Genomic DNA, 19,571 nt, shown 5'->3' on the forward strand with positions numbered 1-19,571 from the left:
CCGGGATTCCCCTCGAACCTGAGCTCTGCCGGGGGCGGCGGGGGCAGGGGCGGGGGTGTCGCAGGTGACAGGGGTTTCAGGGGCTCCGTCACGCCGACCACCCCATCTCCGTGTACGTGCGGCCCGCGGCGATACCGGTCAGGGCGACCGCGGTGTAGTCGACGAGGGGGGACGGAAGCGCGGCGTAGGGCCACCACTCCAGGGCGGTGCAGCGGTCGGGTTCGCGGATCGCGGGGGTGCCGGAGTGGGCTAGTACGTGGAAGAGCAGTTGCATCCGCGCCCTGCCGTCGTCGCCGTCCCGGTGGTGGACGATGTGGACGAGCCGGAGATCCTGCTCATGGATGGTGACGCCGAGCTCCTCCTGTGCCTCGCGCACGGCGCATCCCGTGGCGGACTCCCGTTCGAGATGACCGGCCGGAAGGTGCCAGGTGCCGGGGGCGTAGGCGGAGTCGGGAGAGCGCAGGCCGAGCAGGACCCTGCCCGCCCGCTCGAACACAAGGTGAACACCGACGATGTTGGCGTGCAGTTCCAATGGGGCTCCCTGGCGGCATCGGTACGGACAGACGCTCGGAAAACCCCGCCGAGCAGTGATGCGTAACGGTGACGCGGGAGCGAAGACTCGCCCTAAAGTTCGATGCCGCACCCGGAGGGCCGCACGGGTGGGCCGGAGGGCCGTGATCTTGCGTTCGATTCACTCTGCCGGATCGAACCACCCGATCCGGGGATTGCCGCTGCCGGGACTGGCCCGGTTCTCGTAAGGGCGAATCGCCCCGACGCCCGTACGGGGGACCAGAACGCGCCGACCCCCGTTCCCGCCCGCTGGAATGGACACGTGACCGCGCCCCCGGACGACTGCCTCGCGCGCAACGAGTGGATCTGCGGTGAGTATCTGAGCACGCGCCGCCAGATCATCGTCGACGCGGTCCTCCAGCATCTGGAGCTGACCGCCGTCTCCGTCCTCATCGCGCTCGTCATCGCCGTCCCGCTGGCCGTCGTCGCCCGCCGCTGGGCCCTGGCGGCCGGTCCCGTCCTGGCGCTGACCACGGTCCTGTACACGATCCCCTCGCTCGCCATGTTCTCGCTACTGCTTCCCGTGTACGGCCTCTCCGCGTCCCTCGTGGTCGCGGGGCTCGTCCTGTACTCACTGACGCTGCTCGTCCGCAACATCCTGGCCGGTCTTCGCGCCGTCCCCGAGGACACCCGGCAGGCCGCCCGCGGCATGGGCTACGGACCCATCCGGCTCCTGCTCACCGTCGAACTGCCGCTCGCGCTGCCCGCCGCGATGGCGGGCCTGCGCATCGCCACCGTCTCCGCGGTCTCCCTCGTCACGGTCGGCGCCATCGTCGGCTTCGGCGGGCTCGGCAACCTCATCTACGCGGGCATGAACACCTACTTCAAGGCACAGGTACTGACCGCGTCCGTGCTGTGCGTCGTCATCGCCGTACTGGCCGATCTGCTGCTCCTGGGCGTGCAGCGCATCCTCACCCCGTGGACGAGGGCGGTCCGCTCATGAACACCATCAGCGATGCCTGGCAGTGGCTCACCGACTCGGCGCACTGGGCGGGCGACGACGGCATCTGGCACCGGCTCACCCAGCACCTCGTCCTCACCGTGGTGTGTCTGATCCTGAGCTGTCTGATCGCGCTGCCGGTCGCGCTCGTCCTCGGCCACCTCGGCAAGGGCGGGGCCCTGGCGGTCAACATCTCCAACGTCGGCCGCGCGGTCCCCACCTTCGCGGTGCTCGTCCTGCTGCTCCTCACCCCGATCGGGAACTGGGGCGAGGGCCCCACCGTCGTCGCGCTCGTCCTGTTCGCCGTGCCGCCGCTGCTCACCAACGCGTACGTCGGCATGCGCGGGGTCGACCGCAGCGTCGTACAGGCCGCGCGCGGCATGGGGATGACGGGACGGCAGATGCTGTGGCGGGTCGAACTGCCGCTCGCGATGCCGCTGGTGCTCAGCGGGGTGCGGATCGCCGCCGTGCAGCTCGTGGCCACCGCCACGATCGCGGCGCTCGCCGGCGGCGGGGGACTCGGCCGGATCATCACGGCGGGCTTCAACCTCGCAAGCACCCCGCAGGTCGTGGCGGGAGCCGTCCTTGTCGCCGTGTTCGCGCTGATCGTCGAGGGGCTCTTCGAGATCGGCGAACGGCTCGCCCCCGGGTGGGCGCGGGGGAGAGGGCGGACCGGATGAAGCGACGCACGGGAGCGGGTGCGACGGCGGCCCTCGCGCTGATGCTTTCCGGCTGCGCGTCGGGGCCGTCCCTGGAGACCCAGGGCGAGGTCACCGCGCCGCCCGGCGACAGCCATCACCTGGTCGTCGGCTCGGCGGGCTTCACCGAGAGCGATCTGCTCGCCCAGATGTACTCCCTGCTCCTGACGAAGGCCGGATACGGCGCCGAAATCCTCTCCGTGGCCAACCGCGAGCTGTACGAACCCGCCCTGGAGTCCGGGCAGATCGACGTCGTCCCCGAGTACGCGGCGACGTTCGCGGACTGGCTGAACGCCAAGAAGAACGGCGCGGACGCCAAGCCGGTCGGCTCGCCCGACCTCGACGCCACCATGAAGGCCCTGCGCGGCCTCGCCGCCCCGCGTGGCCTCACCGTCCTCGACCCGGGCAAGGCCGTCGACCAGAACGCGTTCGCCGTCACCGCGTCCTTCGCCGAGCAGCACCGCCTGAAGACACTGAGCGACCTCGGCAAGTCCGGCCTGAAGGTACGCCTCGCCGCGGGCGACGAATGCGTGCAACGCCCCTACTGCGAACCCGGCCTGAAGAAGGTCTACGGCATCGACATCACCTCCGTCGACCCCAAGGGCGTGGGCACGACCCAGGCCAAGAAGGCCGTGCAGAGCGGGCAGGACCAGATGGTCCTGACCACGTCGACGGACGCCACGCTCGACGACTTCGGCCTCGTGCTGTTGAAGGACGACAAGAATCTCCAGAACGCCGACTACATCGTCCCGGTCGTCAACCGCTCCCGCGCGGGCAGCGAAGGCGTCGCGAACGCACTCGGCCGCCTCAACTCCGTGCTGACGACGGCGGACCTGGCGTCCATGAACGAACAGGTGGACAGCTGGCGACGGCTGCCGCAGGACGTCGCGCGAACCTACCTGGAGGAGAAGGGGCTGCTGTGACGCCCGCCGCGCGGGGCGCGGGTGCGCGGGCGTGGGCGCGCGTGCTCAGGCGTCGGCGACGGAGTCGAACTCCACCTGGTCCCGTGGCACGCCCTGCGCGTCCGCGTCCACCGAGCGGCGCAGCGCCTCGTGCAGCTTCGCCGGGGTCAGGACGCCCAGGAAGCGCGCCCCGTCAAGGACCGCGACCCAGCCCGCGTCGTGCTGGAGCATCACGCCGAACGCCTGCTTGAGCGGGGCGCCGACCGGGACCCACGCCTTCATGCGGTGGGCCAGATCGCCGACGCGGCCGCCCTCTCCGGCCAGGGCCACCTCGTCGATCCCCACCCAGCCGTGCAGGTCCCCGTCCGTGTCCAGGACGACGGCCCAGCGGGCGTCCTGTTCGCGCAGCCGGGCGGCGGCGTGCGCGGCGGGCTCGTCGAGGCGGACCACCGACGGCTGCTCCAGGTCGTCCGCCTGGATGTCGGTGACCGAGAGACGCTTCAGGCCCCGGTCGGCGCCCACGAACTCGGCGACGTACGGCGTCGCCGGAGTGCCGAGCACCGCCCCCGGCGTGTCGAACTGCTCGATGCGCCCCTGTCCGTACACCGCGATCCGGTCACCGAGCCTGACCGCCTCCTCGATGTCGTGCGTGACCAGGAGAACCGTCTTGCGGACCGTCGCCTGCATCCGCAGGAACTCGTCCTGCAGCTGCTCGCGCACCACCGGGTCGACCGCACCGAACGGCTCATCCATGAGGAGTACGGGCGGATCGGCGGCCAGGGCACGCGCCACGCCGACGCGCTGGCGCTGGCCGCCGGACAGCTGCTCGGGGTAGCGGGAGCCGTACGTCTTCGGGTCGAGGCCCACCAGGTCGAGCAGCTCGGCCGCCCGCGCCCGCGCCTTCGCCTTCTTCCAGCCGACCAGTGCGGGGACGGTCGCCGTGTTGTCGAGGATCGTCCGGTGCGGGAAGAGCCCCACCTGCTGGATGACATAGCCGATACGGCGGCGCAGGCGGACCGGGTCGACGTCCGCGATGTTCTCGTCGTTGACGAAGATGCGGCCCGCGGTCGGCTCGATGAGGCGGTTCACCATCATCATCGTGGTCGTCTTGCCGCACCCGGAAGGGCCGACGAGCGTGACCAGTTCACCCTGGCCGACCTCGAAGGACAGCTCGTCCACGGCCATCGTGCCGTCCGGGTAGCGCTTGCTCACCTGCTCGAACCGGATCATGCACTCACGCTAACCGGGGCCCTCAGACTCCGCTCACCAGCACCACCTCCAGAGTGCGCGGGCCGTGCACGCCCTCCACCCGGTCCAGTTCGATGTCGCTGGTCGCGGACGGTCCCGAGATCCAGGTCAGCGGGCGGGCCGGATCGAGCCGTTCGAGTGCCTGCGGGACGGAGGAGACCACCTGGTCAGGGACCCGTACGACACAGATGTGGTGATCGGGGACCAGCGTGATGCGCCTGCGGCCCTGGTCGGGGCCGCCGTCCAGGACGATGGTGCCGGTCTCGGCGACGGCGACCGCGCAGCCGGTGACGACGCTGTGGACTTCGTCGAGCTCGCGCGGGGTGCTCGCGGCGCGGTCGTGGACGCGGGTCGCGTCGGCGGCCGCGAGCCAGGCCGACGGAAGGCCGGGCGGCACGAGCACGGTCCGCGCGCCGCGTGCCGCGAGCAGGCGCATGAGCAGCTCCGGCAGTTCCTCGCCCGCGCAGCGGTGCACGAGCGCGCGGTAGTCGGCGAGATTCTCCGCGAGCAGGTCGACGGTCTGCTCGGTGGTGCGGTCGCCGTGCTCGCGCAGGTAGTCGCGGGGGACGGCTGTGTCGTGGGCGTCCTTCGCCTCGCCGTCGCGTACGTCCGCCAGCGCTCGCCGCACGCGGCCCAGGATCTGGTCCCTGCTGCTCACTTCTTGTCGCCCTTCTCTGCCCGGCCGCCATTCGTACGTCGCCACCAGTCGCGGAACGGCTCCGCAGGCACCTTCGGCAGGTCCCGCGTCGCGCTCCACGCCCGGCCGGGGCCCGGCAGCGTGCGCGGATGGATCCGCCGGGTCCCGGACGCCAGCCGCTGCCCGGCGCGCAGCGCCCCCGGACGGCCGAACGCCCAGCCCGCCGCGCGCATCGCCGCCCGCTCCGCGGCGTGCCCCTTCGCGGGCCGCAGCGTCACCCTCGTGCCGTGCCGTGTCACCTCGCCGCCCTGGACCACGCGCTCCCGCAGGTGGACGAGGACTTCGGGGATGTCGATGGCAACCGGGCACACCTCGTAGCAGGCGCCGCAGAGCGACGACGCATACGGGAGCGAGGCGTCGATCTCGCTCTGGGTGCCGCGGAGTTGAGGGCTGAGGATCGCTCCGATGGGGCCGGGGTAGACCGAGCCGTACGCGTGGCCTCCCGCCCGTTCGTACACGGGACAGACGTTGAGACAGGCCGAGCAGCGGATGCAGCGCAGCGCCTGGCGGCCCACCTCGTCGGCGAGGGTGTCGGTGCGGCCGTTGTCCAGGAGCACGAGGTGGAAGGTGCTCGGTCCGTCCTCCTGGGACGGGCCCGTCCACATCGAGGTGTAGGGGTTCATCCGCTCCGCCGTCGAGGAGCGGGGGAGCGTCTGGAGGAAGACCTCCAGGTCCCGCCACGTCGGCACGATCTTCTCGATGCCGACGACCGAGATCAGCGTCTCGGGGAGCGTGAGGCACATGCGGCCGTTGCCCTCGGACTCGACGACGACCATGGTGCCCGTCTCGGCGACCATGAAGTTCGCCCCCGATACGCCGACCTTGGCGCGCAGGAACTTCTCCCGGAGGTGGAGGCGGGCGGCCTCGGCGAGCTCGGCCGGGGTGTCGGCCAGTCCCTCCGGGGCCGGGCGGCCCCACTCGCTCATCTCGCGCACGAAGATCTCGCGGATCTCGCCGCGGTTGCGGTGGATGGCGGGAACGAGGATGTGCGAGGGGCGGTCCTTGCCGAGCTGCACGATGAGTTCGGCCAGGTCGGTCTCGTAGGCGTGGATGCCCTCGGCCTCCAGCGCTTCGTTGAGGCCGATCTCCTGCGTGGCCATCGACTTGACCTTGACCACCTCGGTCTCCCCGGTGGCCTTGACCAGCGCGGTCACGATGCGGTTCGCCTCGTCGGCGTCCGCGGCCCAGTGCACGGTGCCGCCCGCCGCCGTGACCGACTCCTCCAACTGGATCAGATGACGGTCGAGATGGCGCAGCGTCTCGTCCTTGATCCGCTTGCCCGCCTCGCGGAGCTGGTCCCAGTCGTCCAGCTCGGCGACGGCGCGGGCCCGTTTGTCGCGGATCGTGTGCGTCGCGTGCCGCAGATTGGCGCGCAGGGTCTTGTTCCCCACGGCCTCACGGGCCGCCGTGGGGAAGGAGGGCATGCCCACGAACGTGCCGCTCGTGTCAGTGGTGTCAGCCGTGCCGCTCGTCTTGGTCATCCGAGGGGCTCCTCTTCCGTGCTCGCCAGGATCTCCGCGATGTGGACCGGGCGTACGCCGCTCTTGAGACGGGTCAGCGTGCCCCCGATGTGCATCAGGCAGGAGTTGTCCGCCGCACAGAGGGTGTCGGCGCCCGTCGACTCGGCGTTGCGCACCTTGTCCGTGCCCATCGCCGAGGAGACATCGGAGTTCTTCATCGCGAAGGTGCCGCCGAAGCCGCAGCACTCGTCCGCGCCCGGGAGCGCGCGCAGCTCAAGGCCCTTGACCGCCTGGAGCAGCCGCGTGGGACGGTCGCCAAGGCCGAGGCTGCGCAGGCCGTGGCAGGTCGGGTGGTACGTCACCGTGTGCGGGTAGTACGCCCCGACGTCCGTCACACCGAGGCAGTCCACCAGGAACTCGGTGAGTTCATAGGTCTTGGGAACGACGGGTGCCAGCGTGGTCGCCAGGCCGTCGCCCCGGCCCTCGGAGCGAGCCCGTTCTCCCATCCGGGGGTACAGCTCGCGGACCATCGCGCCGCACGAGCCGGACGGCGTCACGATGGCGTCGTACTCGTCCGAGCCGAATACATCGGAGAAATGACGGGCGAGCGGCTCTGCCTGGTGGCGATATCCCGTGTTGTAGTGCGCCTGCCCGCAGCAGGTCTGCGCCATCGGGAAGTCGACGTCAACTCCCAGCCTGGTCAGCAGTTTCACCACCGCGCGGCCTGTGTCGGGATAGAGCGTGTCGTTGACACAGGTCAGGAACAGAGCGACACGCATCGCGGGTTCCTCCTCGTCGATCATCGGATGGGTGCAGCGTATGCGCTGCGCGCGCTTTGCGGGAGTCATGGTGCGGGGACGCGTCATGCCGGGACGCGTCGCGACGCCTCCTCCCATGCCGCCCGGCGTGCCGGGTCGGTGGTCGGCTCGTATCGAGTCAACTGCTGGGTGCGGGCCAGCAGGGCGCGCATCGCGTGGCGGTCGTCGCCCACCAGACCGTGCGCCCTTGCCTGCACGAGTACGTTGCCCAGCGCGGCCGCCTCCGCCGGGCCCGCGACGACGGGCAGCCCGCAGGCGTCCGCGGTCAGTTGGCACAGGAGGGCGTTGCGGGCGCCGCCGCCGACTATGTGGACGACGTCCACGGCCCGGTCCGCGAGGCGTTGGGCGTCCTCGATGGCTCGGCGGTGGGCCAGGGCCAGCGAGTCGAGGATGCAGCGCGTCGTCTCGGCGGGGGTGCGGGGGGTGGGCTGCCCCGTGGCCTCGCAGGCCTGGGCCATGCGGTGCGGCATGTTGCCGGGGGGCAGGAAGGCGGGGTCCGCCGCGTCGACGAGGGAGCGGAGGGCGGGGGCGTGGGCCGCCTCGCGGAGAAGTGCCTCCAGGTCGGGGGCGCCGGTGGACGCCTCCCAGGTGCGCAGGCACTCCTGGAGCAGCCACAGGCCCATGATGTTGCGGAGGTAGCGGACCGTGCCGTCGATGCCCAGCTCGTTGGTGAAGTTGGCTGCGCGGCTCGCCTCCGTGCGGATGGGGGCCGTCAGCTCCAGGCCTGCCAGCGACCAGGTGCCGGTGCAGATGTAGGCGAAGTTCTCGGTCGTTGCCGGGACGGCGGCCACGGCTGACGCGGTGTCGTGCGAGGCGACCGTTGTGACGGGGGTGGGCGTGATCAGGCCTGTGTCGTCCAGGACCTGCGGGAGCAGGTGACCCGCTGGATCGCCGGGGCGCCGCAGAGGAGGGAACAGGCTGAGGTCGATGCCGAGGCGTGTGACCACGTCGTGGGACCAGGTGTTCGTGGCGGGGTCCATGAGCTGTGTGGTGGAGGCGTTGGTCAGCTCTGTGCCGAGCTCGCCGGTCAGCCAGTACGTCAGGAGGTCCGGGATGAGCAGCAGGCGCTTGGCGGTGGCCAGTTGGGCCGTCCCTTGGGATGCCATGAGTTGGTACAGGGTGTTGAAAGGGGCGTACTGGATCCCGGTGGCGGCATACAGCTCGGTGGCAGGGACGGTCCCCCACGCTTTGGCGGCGATGCCCTCGGTACGGGTGTCCCGGTAGTGCACCGGGTTGCCGAGGAGGGCGCCGTCCGCGTCCAGCAGGCCGTAGTCCACTGCCCAGCCGTCGATGCCGATGGACGTGAGCGGGACGGAGCCTGAGCCTGCGGCGCGGAGGCCGTCCAGGATTCCGGTGTAGAGGGCGAGGATGTCCCAGTGCAGGGTGCCGGCGGTGCGGACCGGGCGGTTGGGGAAGCGGTGCGCTTCCTGGAGGGTGAGGGTGTCGGGGCCTGTCCGGGCCACCATGACGCGTCCGCTGGAGGCGCCCAGGTCGATCGCGGCGAAGCGGTGGTGTGAGCGGGGGTTGGTCATGGGGGCTCGCAGGGTTGCAGGTCGGGTGCGGGTTGCGCTTGCGCGGGCGGGTGCGGTGCGGTGCGGTGCGGGTGGTCGGTGGTCGTGTGGTGCTCTTTGGGGCGGGGCCGCGCCGGTATGTCCGTCCTCGCTGTCGTCCGGTGGCCGCCGGGCCGCTTCGGCCCCGGAGTGCCGCGAACCGTGCTCCGGGCGGACATACCGGCACGTCCCCTCACGTGCGCTCCCGACTGCGGGTGCGCGGGAGCTGCTGCCCCGCTTGTCCGCCTGCTGGGCCGCTACGGGGCAATCGGGTGGGTGGGAGGGGAAGCTTGTTCGTGCAGGGGTGGATTCGGGGTTCCGGGGCGGAGGGCCTCTCGGGTGGATCAGGCGTTGCCCTCCGGTCGCGTGCGGACCCGTGACCGGAGGGTGCTGTCGGCTACCTGAGGAACGCCGCTGCGACGCCCGCGTCCACGGGTATGTGGAGGCCTGTCGTGTGGGACAGGTCGCCCGCCGTCAGGGCGAAGACCGCGTTGGCCACGTGCTCGGGGAGCACCTCGCGCTTGAGGAGGGTTCGTTGGGCGTAGAACGCGCCCAGGTTCTCCTCCTCGATTCCGTACGTCGCCGCCCGCTGCGCGCCCCAGCCGCCCGCGAAGATCCCCGAGCCGCGGACCACTCCGTCCGGGTTGATGCCGTTCACGCGGATGCCGAACTCGCCCAGCTCGGCCGCGAGGAGGCGGACCTGGTGGGCCTGGTCCGCCTTGGTGGCGGAGTACGCGATGTTGTTCGGGCCGGCGAAGACCGCGTTCTTGGACGTGATGTAGATGATGTCGCCGCCCAGGGCCTGGTCCCGCATGATGCGGGCCGCCTCGCGGGAGACGAGGAAGGAGCCGCGGGCCATGATGTCGTGCTGCAGGTCCCAGTCGCGGGCCGTGGTGTCGAGCAGGGGCTTGGAGATGGAGATGCCCGCGTTGTTCACGACCAGGTCGACTCCGCCGAAGGCGAGTGCCGCGGCGGTGAAGGCGTCGGTGATCTGCTCTTCGGACGTGACGTCCATGGGGATGGCGATCGCCTTGTCCGGGCCGCCCAGCTCGTCCGCCACGGCCGCGGCGTTCGCCGCGTTGAGGTCCGCCACCGCGACGCAGGCACCCTCCGCCACCAGGCGGTGCGCGATGGCCTTGCCGATGCCGCTGCCCGCGCCGGTCACCAGGGCGACGCGGGTGGCCAGGGGCTTGGGGCGCGGGAGGCGTTGGAGCTTGGCTTCCTCCAGTGGCCAGTACTCGATGCGGAACTTCTCCGCCTCGTCGATCGGGGCGTAGGTGGAGACAGCTTCGGCACCGCGCATCACGTTGATGGCGTTCACATAGAACTCGCCTGCCACGCGTGCTGTCTGTTTGTCCTTGCCGAAGGAGAACATTCCTACGCCCGGGACGAGGACGATGGCCGGGTCGGCGCCGCGCATCGCGGGGGAGGTCGGGTCGGCGTGGCGGGTGTAGTAGGCCGCGTACTCCTCTCGGTACGCCGAGTGCAGCTCCTTGAGGCGGGTGATGGCCTCCGCGAGTGGTGCGGTGGGCGGGAGGTCCAGGACCAGCGGCCTGATCTTCGTGCGCAGGAAGTGGTCCGGGCAGGAGGTGCCCAGGGCCGCCAGGCGTGGGTGCTCCGTGCTGGACAGGAAGTCCAGGACCGTGTCCGTGTCGGTGAAGTGGCCGATCTGGGGGCGGTCCTCAGAGGCCAGCGCGCGGATGAACGGGGCCAGTTCGGCCGCGCGTCGGTGACGGGCGGCCGTGGGGAGCGGGGCGAAGTCGTCCCGTGTCCGGCCGAACGGGGCGGGCTTGCCGTGTTCGGTGAGGAATGCCTCCGCCGTGTGGATCATGTGCAGCGAGTTGCGCTCGCACTCGTCCGCCGTGGCGCCCCAGGCCGTGATGCCGTGGCCGCCCAGGACGCAGCCGATGGCGTCGGGGTTCGCCGCCTGCACCGCCGCGATGTCCAGGCCCAGTTGGAAGCCGGGGCGGCGCCAGGGAACCCAGGCGACCGTGGAGCCGAAGCACTCGGCCGTCAGCTTCTCGCCGTCCGCCGAGCAGGCCAGGGCGATGCCTGAGTCCGGGTGGAGGTGGTCCACGTGCGGCGCGTCCACCAGGGCGTGCATGGCCGTGTCGATGGAAGGGGCCGCGCCGCCCTTGCCGTGCAGGCAGTAGTCGAAGGCGGCGACCATCTCGTCCTCGTGATCCGCGTCCCCGTACACCTCCTTGAGGGCGTGGAGGCGGTCCAGGCGCAGGACCGCCAGGCCCTCCTCGGTGAGGGTGCCCAGGTCGCCGCCCGAGCCCTTGACCCACATCAGGTCCGTGTCCGCGCCGGTGACCGGGTCGGGGGCCGTGCCCTTCGCCGATGCGTTGCCGCCCGCGTAGTTCGTGTTGCGCGGGTCGGCGCCCAAGCGGTGGGCGCGGTCCAGAAGTTCCTTGATCCGTGCGTGCTGTGTCATGTCGCTCATGCCCCCCATCCGGCCTGCTCGCCGCCCACGCGGTCCTTGACGATCTGCTCCTGCCAGCCTGACTGCTGATAGGCCCTCATGGGATCCGGGTCGAGCCCCGAGTCCTCCCTGACTTCTGCCAGTAGGGGACGGACGTCCGTGTTGTAGGCGTCCATCAGGACCGCGTTGGAGGCCAGGACGTCGCCGGTCCGCTGGGCCTCGGCCAGCGCGTCGGCGTCGACGAGCAGTGCCTTCGCCGTGGCCTCCTGCACGTTCATCACCGAGCGGATGATCGCGGGGATCTTCGCCTCGATGTTGTGGCACTGGTCGAGCATGAACGCGATGTCGGAGGCCAGGCCTCCGCCGCGGACGACCTCGTACATGATCCGGAAGAGCTGGAAGGGGTCCGCGGCGCCGGCCATCAGGTCGTCGTCCGCGTAGAAGCGCGAGTTGAAGTCGAAGGCGCCGAGGCGGCCCTCGCGCAGCAGCGTGGCGACGATGAACTCGATGTTGGTGCCCGGGGCGTGGTGGCCGGTGTCGACGACGACCTGGGCCTTGGGCCCGAGCTTCAGGCAGTGCGCGTACGCCGTGCCCCAGTCGGGGATGTCCGTCGCGTAGAAGGCCGGCTCGAAGAGCTTGTACTCGATGAGCATGCGCTGGTCGTCGCCGAGGCGGTCGTAGGTGGTGCGCAGGGCCTCCGAGAGACGGTCCTGGCGGGTGCGGATGTCGTCCTGGCCCGGGTAGTTGATGCCGTCGGAGAACCACAGCTTCAGGTCGCGTGAACCCGTCGCGTCCATGATGTCGACGCACTCCAGGAGGTGGTCGAGCGCCTTGCGCCGGACCGCCGGGTCCGGGTTGGTGACCGAGCCGAGCTTGTAGTCGTCGTCCTGGAAGACGTTGGCGTTGATCGCGCCGAGCGTCACGCCGCGGTCGGTTGCGTACTCCGCGAGCGCCGCGTAGTCGTCGGCCTTGTCCCAGGGGATGTGCAGGGCCACCCTGGGCGCCACGCCCGTGTGGGCGTGCACCCGGGCGGCGTCGTCCAGCTTCTCCCGGGTCGTGCGGGGGACACCTGGCTGCGCGAAGACCTTGAAGCGCGTACCGGAGTTGCCGTACGCCCAGGACGGGGTCTCCAGGGCCTGGGTGGTGAGTGCCGCTTTCACGGCGTCCTTGCTGGTTCCGGCGGTCATCGCGCAGCCTTCCGAAAGAGCGGTCGGGGTGGGTCAGTTGGAGAAGCGGTGTGTGCCGGAGGCCGCGGCGAAGACGGCGCAGCCGTCCTCCATCCGCAGGAACTCCGTCGTGCCGTGGGTTACCTGGGTTCGTTTTTCGGCGGGGATCCACACCTCCGCCGTCGTGTTGGCGGGCAGGGTCAGCGTGAGGCGGAAGCCCTCGGAGTCCGTCTTCCAGTGGGTGGTGACCGGGCCGTAGAGCGCGTCGAAGCTGCCCTGGGCCTCGGTCACGCCGCCGCCGGGGCGCGGGCGGACGAGGATCTTGCGGAAGCCCGGGTCGGCCGGTGCGATGCCCGCGATGTTCGCGTACATCCACTCGCCCACCGAGCCGTAGGCATAGTGGTTGAAGGAGTTCATGCCGGCGTCCTGGAAGCTGCCGTCCGGTTTGATGGAGTCCCAGCGCTCCCACATCGTCGTGGCGCCCTTGTCGATCTGGTAGCCCCAGCTGGGGAAGGACCGCTGGACGAGGAGGCGGTAGGCGACGTCCGTGTGGCCGGTGGCCGTCAGGACGGGAAGCAGCCGCGGGGTGCCCAGGAAGCCCGTCGACAGGTGCCATTCCTTGGACTTGATCAGCTCCACCAGACGGGCGGCCGCCGGTGCACGGTCGCCGTCGGCGAGCAGGTCCATGGACAGGGCCAGGACGTACGCGGTCTGCGTGTCGCCCTTCACCCGGCCGTCGCCGGTCACGTACGCCGCGCGGAAGGCGTCACGGACGCTGCCGAAGAGCTTCTTGTACGGGGCAGGGTCCTTGCCAAGTGCTTCGGCGGCCCGCGCGACCAGGTCGGCGCTGTGCGCGAAGTAGGCCGTGCCGATGACGTCCTTGGGGGTCTCGTCCTGGATGTTGAGCCAGTCTCCGTAGCCCTCGGCGGGGCGCAGGTATCCGGTGCTGTGCTTCTCCAGGTAGTCGAGCCACTTCAGCATCGAGGCCCAGGACTGCTCCAGGACGCGTGTGTCCCCGTACGCCTGGTACAGCGCCCAGGGGACGGTCACTCCGGCGTCGCCCCAGCCGGCCACTCCCTTGCCGACCGTGCCGACGAACGGGGCCACATCGGGGAAGGCGCCGTCGTCGGGCTGCCCGTCGCGCAGGTCGTCGAGCCACTTGGTGAGGAAGCGCGCCGACTCCATCGTGTAGGCGGCGGTCGGAGCGAAGACGTTGATGTCACCGGTCCAGCCGAGCCGCTCGTCACGTGCGGGGGTGTCCGTGGGGATGGACAGGAAGTTGCCGCGCTGGCCCCATGTGATGTTGCTGTGCAGCTGGTTGAGCATGGGGACGTTCGTCTTGAAGTCCATCGTGAAGGGCGCAGACGTGTGAATCACGCGGCCGACCACGGCGTCGCGCGGTGGCTTGCCCGGGTAGCCCGTCACCTCCACGTAGCGGAAGCCGTGGAAGGTGAACCGCGGCTCGAAGGTCTCCTTGCCGCCGCCCTTGAGCGTGTAGGTGTCCGTGGCGCGCGCGGTCCGCAGGTTGGTGGTGTAGATCGTGCCGTCGGGGTTGAGGACCTCCGCGTGGCGCAGCTGGACCTTCGTTCCCGCCTTCCCTGAGACGGTGAGGCGGACCGCGCCCACCATGTTCTGGCCGAGGTCGAAGACGAACACGCCGGGCTTGGGCTCACTCACCTTGCGGGTGGAGATCTCGCTCTCCACGCGCGTGTGCCCGTCGATCTGGGCGACGACAGCGGCCTTGACCTTTTCGACGGCGTCGGCCGCGATCCAGTCCGAGTCGTCGAATCCGGCGCGCGTCCAGCCCGCTGTCTCCAGGCGGGCGTCGTAGTCCTCGCCCGACAGGAGGTCGGCGGCGGTCACCGGGCCCGTTGCGGCGCGCCAGTCGGTGCCCGACAGCACGCGGTCGGTCGAGCCGTCGGTGTACGTGACCTCCAACTGACCCAGGAACGCGGGGCGTTCACCGTACTGATGCGGGCCGAACATGCCGACGTTCCCCGCGTACCAGCCGACCGCGACCGTCACGCCGAGCGCGTTGGCGCCTGACTTGAGCTGCTTGGTCACGTCGTACGTCTGGTACTGGACCCGCTTGTTGTAGTCGGTCCAGCCGGGTGCCAGGCGGTCGTCGCCGACGCGCTCGCCGTTCAGCCAGGCGTCGTAGAGGCCCAGGGCCGTGGAGTACAGCCGGGCCCGCGCGACGGTCTTGCCGGGGCGCAGGCGGAACTCGTGGCGCAACTGGGCGGCGGGACAGTGGTGGGGGGCGACCTTGCCCCAGGGGCCCGAACCCCAGGCGGCGAGGACCTTCGACGCCGACCAGGAGCCGTCGTCGTACTCCGCCGACCGCCAGTCGCCCGAGGGCTCCTTGTCGGTGGTCTTCCAGGTGCCGTCGGTGGCGAGGGTGTGCACGCCGTCCGCGGTCGTCACTTCGAGCAGGCCGAGCAGACCGGCGGGACCGGTCGTGGCATTGGTGGCCGAGACGGCGACGACCGCCGCGCCGGGGCGCAGTTGGGCGGTCACGTCGACGACCGCGGGGCGGCGCCAGCTGTCGGCGGCACTGTCCGCTTCGGCGTGCGCCACCTGCGTGCCGTTCACGTACGCGGTGTAGCCGTCGTCGGCCGTGGTGACGAGGCGCGCGCGAGTGACCCCTTCGGGGACGTCGACGCGGCCGCGGAACCAACGGGTGGCCGCCGGAGCGCTGTTCGCGGGGTCCCCCTCGGGGAACCAGATCCACGAGGCGTCGTCCAGGGCGGGCGCGCCGACGAGGGACGCGGGTGCGCCGATCCACCGTGCCGTCCAGTCCTTCTCCCCGGAGAGTCCGGTCTCCCACCAGGAGGGCTCACTCCACTCGGAGGCCGTGCCCGCGCTGTCCCAGACCCGCACCGACCAGTAGTAGCGCGTACGGGACTTGAGGTCGGGGCCCGCGTAAGGGACCAGGACGGAGTCGCTCGAGGCGACCTTGCCGCTGTCCCAGACGTCGGGCTCGGTGAGGCGTCCCGGGGTGGTGGCCACGCGCACGTGGTAGGCGCTCTGTGTCTGGCCTTCCCTGGTGGACGCCAGAGGCCAACTCAGCCTCGGGCGGGGCACGTCGAGACCGAGTGGGTGTCTCACGTACTCGACGGTCGGTCTGGTCACGCGCAGGGCCCGGCCCCCCGCGGAGGGGGCGGCGTGGGCCGTCGGAACTGCCCCGGCGGCCATCGCCGTTCCCAGGGCGGCCGTGGCGGTGGTGCTGAGCAGTCGTCTTCTGCTGATCACAACTTGACTCCGTAACGACTCGACGATGAATCGTTTCACGAGAGGCGAAGCTAGGGAGAGCGCTGGCTGATGTCAAGGGGGCTGGAGTGCTTCAGCCTTGGTGCATCAAGTGGCTACAGGATTTTCAAGGCACGCCCATTGACGCCGTAGTTGGCGCGGGTTTAGCTTCCCTGAAAATTGATTGAAACCTTTCACGCCGGGTGTCCGGCGGGTGACTCCTGATGACGCCCCCGCCTCACGCCCGATGTCTGATCCCCCATGCCAGAAGCCGCATGCCCTTCGTGACCGATCGGTGCTACCTATGAGAGAGCCCCCCGTCCTTGCCGTGCAGGGCCTGAGCAAGTCCTTCGGGGCCGTGCGCGCCCTGCACGACGTCTCCCTGGAGCTGTACGCCGGTGAGGCGCACGCCCTCGCGGGCGAGAACGGCGCAGGGAAATCCACCCTCATCAAGACCCTCGCCGGGGTCCACAGGCCGGACACGGGAGAGCTGACGCTCGACGGGTCCCCGGTCGTCTTCCACGGCCCCGGCGACGCCAGGGACGCGGGCGTCGCCGTCATCTACCAGGAGCCGACGCTCTTCCCCGACCTCTCCGTCGCGGAGAACATCTTCATGGGGCGCCAGCCCCGCCGCTCGCTCGGCCGCGTCGACCACAAGGCCGTGCACGCGGCGGCAGACGCGCTCTTCAAGCGCTTGGCCGTGGACCTCGACCCCGATCAGCCCGCGCGCGGGCTCTCCATCGCGGACCAGCAGATCGTCGAGATCGCCAAGGCGCTCTCCTTCGACGCGCGGGTCCTGATCATGGACGAGCCGACCGCGGCCCTCACCGGCAGCGAAGTGGCCCGCCTCTTCGGCGTCGTGCGCACCCTGCGCGAACAGGGCGCAGCGGTCCTTTTCATCTCGCACCGCCTCGAGGAGATCTTCGAGCTGTGCCAGCGCGTCACCACACTGCGGGACGGCGGCCTGATCGCGAGCGAGCCGCTCGCCGGCCTGACCGAGGACGATCTCGTGCGCCGCATGGTGGGCCGCGACCTCGATGAGCTCTACCCGAAGCAGGACACCCAGGTGGGTGAAGTCGCCCTCAGTGTCCGCCGGCTGACCCGCGAGGGCGTCTTCACCGATGTGTCGTTCGACGTGCGGCGCGGCGAGATCGTCGGGCTCGCAGGACTCGTCGGGGCCGGACGCAGCGAGGTCGCGCGGGCCGTCTTCGGCGTCGACAAGTGGGATGCCGGAACGGTTGAGGTGCAGGGGAAGGCGCTGCTCAACGGCGCACCGAGTACCGCCATGGCCGCCGGGCTCGCGCTCGTCCCCGAGGACCGGCGCGCCCAGGGCCTGGTGATGGACATGTCCATCGAGCGCAACATCGGGCTCACCGGACTGCGTACGACGGTGCGCGCGGGCCTCATGGACCGCGGCGCCGAACGCAGCCGCTCGCTCGACTGGGCAGTGCGGCTCCAGGTGAAGTACGCGCGCATCGCCGATGCCGTCGGCACCCTGTCCGGTGGCAACCAGCAGAAGGTCGTCCTCGCCAAGTGGCTCGCCACCAGGCCCCAGGTGCTGATCGTGGACGAACCGACCCGCGGCATCGACGTCGGCACCAAGGCCGAAGTGCACCGTCTCCTTTCCGAACTCGCCGCCGAGGGCGTCGCGGTCCTGATGATCTCCTCCGACCTGCCCGAGATCCTCGGCATGGCCGACCGGGTCCTCGTCATGCACGAAGGGCGGCTCACCGCCGAGATCCCGCGCGCGCGGGCGACCGAGGAGTCCGTGATGGCGGCCGCCACAGGGAGGACGGCATGAGCGTGACCACCCAGAGCCCGGCACCCGCCGTGGATCCGGAGAAGGCCGGGGCGACCCGGCTCGTCGACCGCGTCTTCAAGATGCGCGAACTGGCCATCCTGCTGGTCTTCCTGGTGATGATCGGCATCACCCAGGCCGGCAACAGCGAGTTCCTGTCCGAGCAGGGCATCAAGGACCTGCTCCTCAACGCGACCATCCTCGTTCTCGTCGCGACGGGACAGGCCCTCGTCGTCATCACCCGCAACGTCGACCTGTCTGTCGGCTCCACGCTGGGGATCAGCGCCTTCGCCGCGGGCAACTACCTCCAGGGCGGCGGCGACTCGACGGTCGCGATCCTCCTGGCGGTCGCACTCGGCGTCGGCTGCGGCCTGCTGAACGGGGCGCTCGTCAGCCTCGGCCAGGTGCCCGCGCTCGTCGTGACGCTCGGCACCCTCTACATCATCCGGGGCGTCGACTCCATCTGGGTCGGCTCCCGGCAGATCACCGCGTCCGACCTGCCGGACGGCTTCGTCGACTTCGGCTCCGGCGGCATCTCGGCCGTGCCGTATCTGGCCCTCATCGCGCTCGCCGTCCTGGTCGCCGTCGCCTACTACCTGCGGCACTTCGGCGGCGGACGCGAGCTCTACGCCCTCGGCTCCAACCCCGAGGCCGCGCGCCTCGCGGGCATCCCGGTACGCAAGCGCATCCTCGCCGCCTACACCGCGTGCGGAGCGCTCGCCGGACTCGCCGGAGCGCTCTACCTGGCCCGCTTCGGCAACGTCGACTCGGCCACCGGCAACGGCTATGAACTCACCGTCGTCAGCGCCGTCGTGGTCGGCGGTGTCGTCTTCACCGGCGGCTCCGGAAGCGTCTACGGCGCGGCACTCGGCGCCCTGCTCCTGACCTCCATCAACAGCGTGCTTCCCGCGCTCGGCGTCAGCTCCGTGTGGGTGCTCGCCATCAACGGCGTGCTGCTCGTCCTGGCCATCGCCGTCGACCGGATCGTCGCCCTGCGCGTCGCCAAGGCCCTGAAGAAGAGGAACGCCCGCCATGGCTGACCCCAAGGCTGACTCCCACGCCAACCGGCTCACGCTCACGCGCGCCGTCCGCTGGGACACCGTTGTCGGCGCTCTCCTTGTCGTACTCCTCCTGATGTCGTTCTCCTTTGTCGACGGTTTCGGCAACGCCCTCAACCTGTCGTTCCTCATCGGCAACACGCTGCCCATCGCGCTGATCGCCCTTCCGATGACGCTCCTCGTCGTCTCCGGAGAGATCGATCTCTCGGTGGCCTCGACGGCGGGGCTCTCCGGAGCCGTGATGGGCGCGCTCTGGAACGCCGGGATGGCCATCGAGACGATCATTCCGCTCGTTCTCCTCATCGGAGTCCTCTGCGGCCTGGTCAACGGCCTTCTGGTGACCCGTCTCGGGCTGCCCTCGCTGGCCGTCACCATCGGCACCATGGCCGCCTACCGGGGCATCGCGCAGATCGTCCTCGGCTCGGACGCCGTCACCGACTTCCCCTCGCAGTACCTGGACTTCGCGGCCGGACAGGTCGGCGACACCTTCCTGCCGTACGCCTTCCTGCCCTTCCTCGTGCTGCTCGCGATCGCCGTCGTCGTCCTGCACGCCACTCCCTTCGGGCGCTCGCTCTTCGCGATCGGCGCCAATGAGGAGGCGGCGCGGTTCGCCGGTGTCCGCGTCAAGCGGCACAAGCTGTGGCTGTTCGTCGCCACGGGCCTCATGGCCTCGCTCACGGGCGTCTTCTGGGCCCTGCACTACGCGAGCGCCCGCTACGACAACGCCACCGGGCTCGAACTGTCCGTCGTCGCCGCCGTACTGCTCGGCGGCATCGACTTCGACGGCGGCAAGGGGACCCTGGGCGGCGCGATCGCCGGAGTCTTCCTGCTCGGCGCCCTGCAGAACGCGATGAGCCTGCTCAACGTCTCCGCCCAGTCGCAGATCGTCGTCACCGGCGTGCTGCTCGTGGTGTCCGTCCTCGGGCCACGCGTGGCCCGGCAGATCGCCGTCGCCCGAGCGGGCCGCCGCGCCGCCGCTCCCGCCCGCTGAA

General features: G+C 70.6%; 15 protein-coding genes. 6 read left to right on the forward strand and 9 right to left on the reverse strand.

Annotation, left to right across the window (positions count from 1 at the left end; all coding sequences use genetic code 11):
• Window positions 1-88 precede the first annotated feature (88 nt).
• Window positions 89-532 (reverse strand): NUDIX domain-containing protein, encoded by a 444-nt coding sequence (locus ABZ833_RS06320; RefSeq protein WP_361041859.1) that lies wholly within the window; start codon window positions 530-532, stop codon window positions 89-91.
• Between the two features lie 300 nt (window positions 533-832).
• On the opposite strand from ABZ833_RS06320, the gene ABZ833_RS06325 reads away from it, so the two are divergent.
• From ABZ833_RS06325 to ABZ833_RS06335, 3 genes are read left to right on the forward strand one after another with little or no spacing between them, the layout of a single operon-like run.
• A complete protein-coding gene (locus tag ABZ833_RS06325; protein ID WP_249591883.1) occupies window positions 833-1,513 on the forward strand; it encodes an ABC transporter permease in 681 nt (226 codons plus the stop codon).
• Window positions 1,510-2,190: an ABC transporter permease gene (locus tag ABZ833_RS06330; RefSeq protein ID WP_361041862.1), complete on the forward strand. Its 681-nt coding sequence runs from the start codon at window positions 1,510-1,512 to the stop codon at window positions 2,188-2,190. The genes ABZ833_RS06325 and ABZ833_RS06330 overlap by 4 nt, the downstream gene beginning before the upstream one ends.
• Entirely contained in the window at window positions 2,187-3,131 is a 945-nt protein-coding gene (locus tag ABZ833_RS06335; RefSeq protein WP_361041864.1) for an ABC transporter substrate-binding protein, read from the forward strand. Before ABZ833_RS06330 ends, ABZ833_RS06335 begins: the two co-directional genes overlap by 4 nt.
• A 45-nt stretch (window positions 3,132-3,176) precedes the next feature.
• Here the strand turns inward: ABZ833_RS06335 and ABZ833_RS06340 are convergent, their stop codons facing one another.
• The 8 genes from ABZ833_RS06340 to ABZ833_RS06375 form a co-directional block, all read right to left on the reverse strand.
• Entirely contained in the window at window positions 3,177-4,340 is a 1,164-nt protein-coding gene (locus ABZ833_RS06340; protein WP_361041867.1) for a betaine/proline/choline family ABC transporter ATP-binding protein, read from the reverse strand.
• A 22-nt stretch (window positions 4,341-4,362) separates the two neighbouring features.
• On the reverse strand, window positions 4,363-5,016 hold the full coding sequence (locus tag ABZ833_RS06345; protein ID WP_361041870.1) for an LUD domain-containing protein: 654 nt from the start codon (window positions 5,014-5,016) through the stop codon (window positions 4,363-4,365).
• Entirely contained in the window at window positions 5,013-6,536 is a 1,524-nt protein-coding gene (locus ABZ833_RS06350; RefSeq protein ID WP_361041872.1) for a lactate utilization protein B, read from the reverse strand. The genes ABZ833_RS06345 and ABZ833_RS06350 overlap by 4 nt, the downstream gene beginning before the upstream one ends.
• The gene (locus tag ABZ833_RS06355; RefSeq protein WP_361041874.1) at window positions 6,533-7,294 is read right to left on the reverse strand and encodes a (Fe-S)-binding protein; all 762 of its coding nucleotides are present in this window, start codon (window positions 7,292-7,294) and stop codon (window positions 6,533-6,535) included. The genes ABZ833_RS06350 and ABZ833_RS06355 overlap by 4 nt, the downstream gene beginning before the upstream one ends.
• A gap of 83 nt (window positions 7,295-7,377) precedes the next feature.
• Complete coding sequence (locus tag ABZ833_RS06360) at window positions 7,378-8,865, reverse strand: rhamnulokinase family protein (protein ID WP_361041877.1); 1,488 nt, start codon at window positions 8,863-8,865, stop codon at window positions 7,378-7,380.
• Between the two features lie 415 nt (window positions 8,866-9,280).
• Window positions 9,281-11,320: a bifunctional aldolase/short-chain dehydrogenase gene (locus ABZ833_RS06365; protein ID WP_361043121.1), complete on the reverse strand. Its 2,040-nt coding sequence runs from the start codon at window positions 11,318-11,320 to the stop codon at window positions 9,281-9,283.
• A 5-nt stretch (window positions 11,321-11,325) separates the two neighbouring features.
• Window positions 11,326-12,495, reverse strand: a complete 1,170-nt coding sequence (gene rhaI / locus ABZ833_RS06370; RefSeq protein WP_361041880.1) for an L-rhamnose isomerase — start codon at window positions 12,493-12,495, stop codon at window positions 11,326-11,328.
• Between the two features lie 33 nt (window positions 12,496-12,528).
• Entirely contained in the window at window positions 12,529-15,726 is a 3,198-nt protein-coding gene (locus tag ABZ833_RS06375) for an alpha-L-rhamnosidase (RefSeq protein WP_361041883.1), read from the reverse strand.
• A gap of 301 nt (window positions 15,727-16,027) precedes the next feature.
• Here ABZ833_RS06375 and ABZ833_RS06380 point away from each other — a divergent pair, with 301 nt between their 5' ends.
• From ABZ833_RS06380 to ABZ833_RS06390, 3 genes are read left to right on the forward strand one after another with little or no spacing between them, the layout of a single operon-like run.
• Entirely contained in the window at window positions 16,028-17,524 is a 1,497-nt protein-coding gene (locus tag ABZ833_RS06380; RefSeq protein ID WP_361041886.1) for a sugar ABC transporter ATP-binding protein, read from the forward strand.
• Window positions 17,521-18,561 carry an ABC transporter permease gene (locus ABZ833_RS06385; RefSeq protein ID WP_361041888.1) on the forward strand — a complete coding sequence of 347 codons (1,041 nt, stop codon included), beginning with the start codon at window positions 17,521-17,523 and terminating at the stop codon, window positions 18,559-18,561. Before ABZ833_RS06380 ends, ABZ833_RS06385 begins: the two co-directional genes overlap by 4 nt.
• A complete protein-coding gene (locus ABZ833_RS06390) occupies window positions 18,554-19,570 on the forward strand; it encodes an ABC transporter permease (RefSeq protein WP_361041890.1) in 1,017 nt (338 codons plus the stop codon). Before ABZ833_RS06385 ends, ABZ833_RS06390 begins: the two co-directional genes overlap by 8 nt.
• Window position 19,571: the final 1 nt, after the last annotated feature.

The sequence above is a fragment of the Streptomyces sp. NPDC047525 genome (assembly GCF_040643025.1).
In the GTDB taxonomy this organism is placed as follows: domain Bacteria; phylum Actinomycetota; class Actinomycetes; order Streptomycetales; family Streptomycetaceae; genus Streptomyces; species Streptomyces durmitorensis.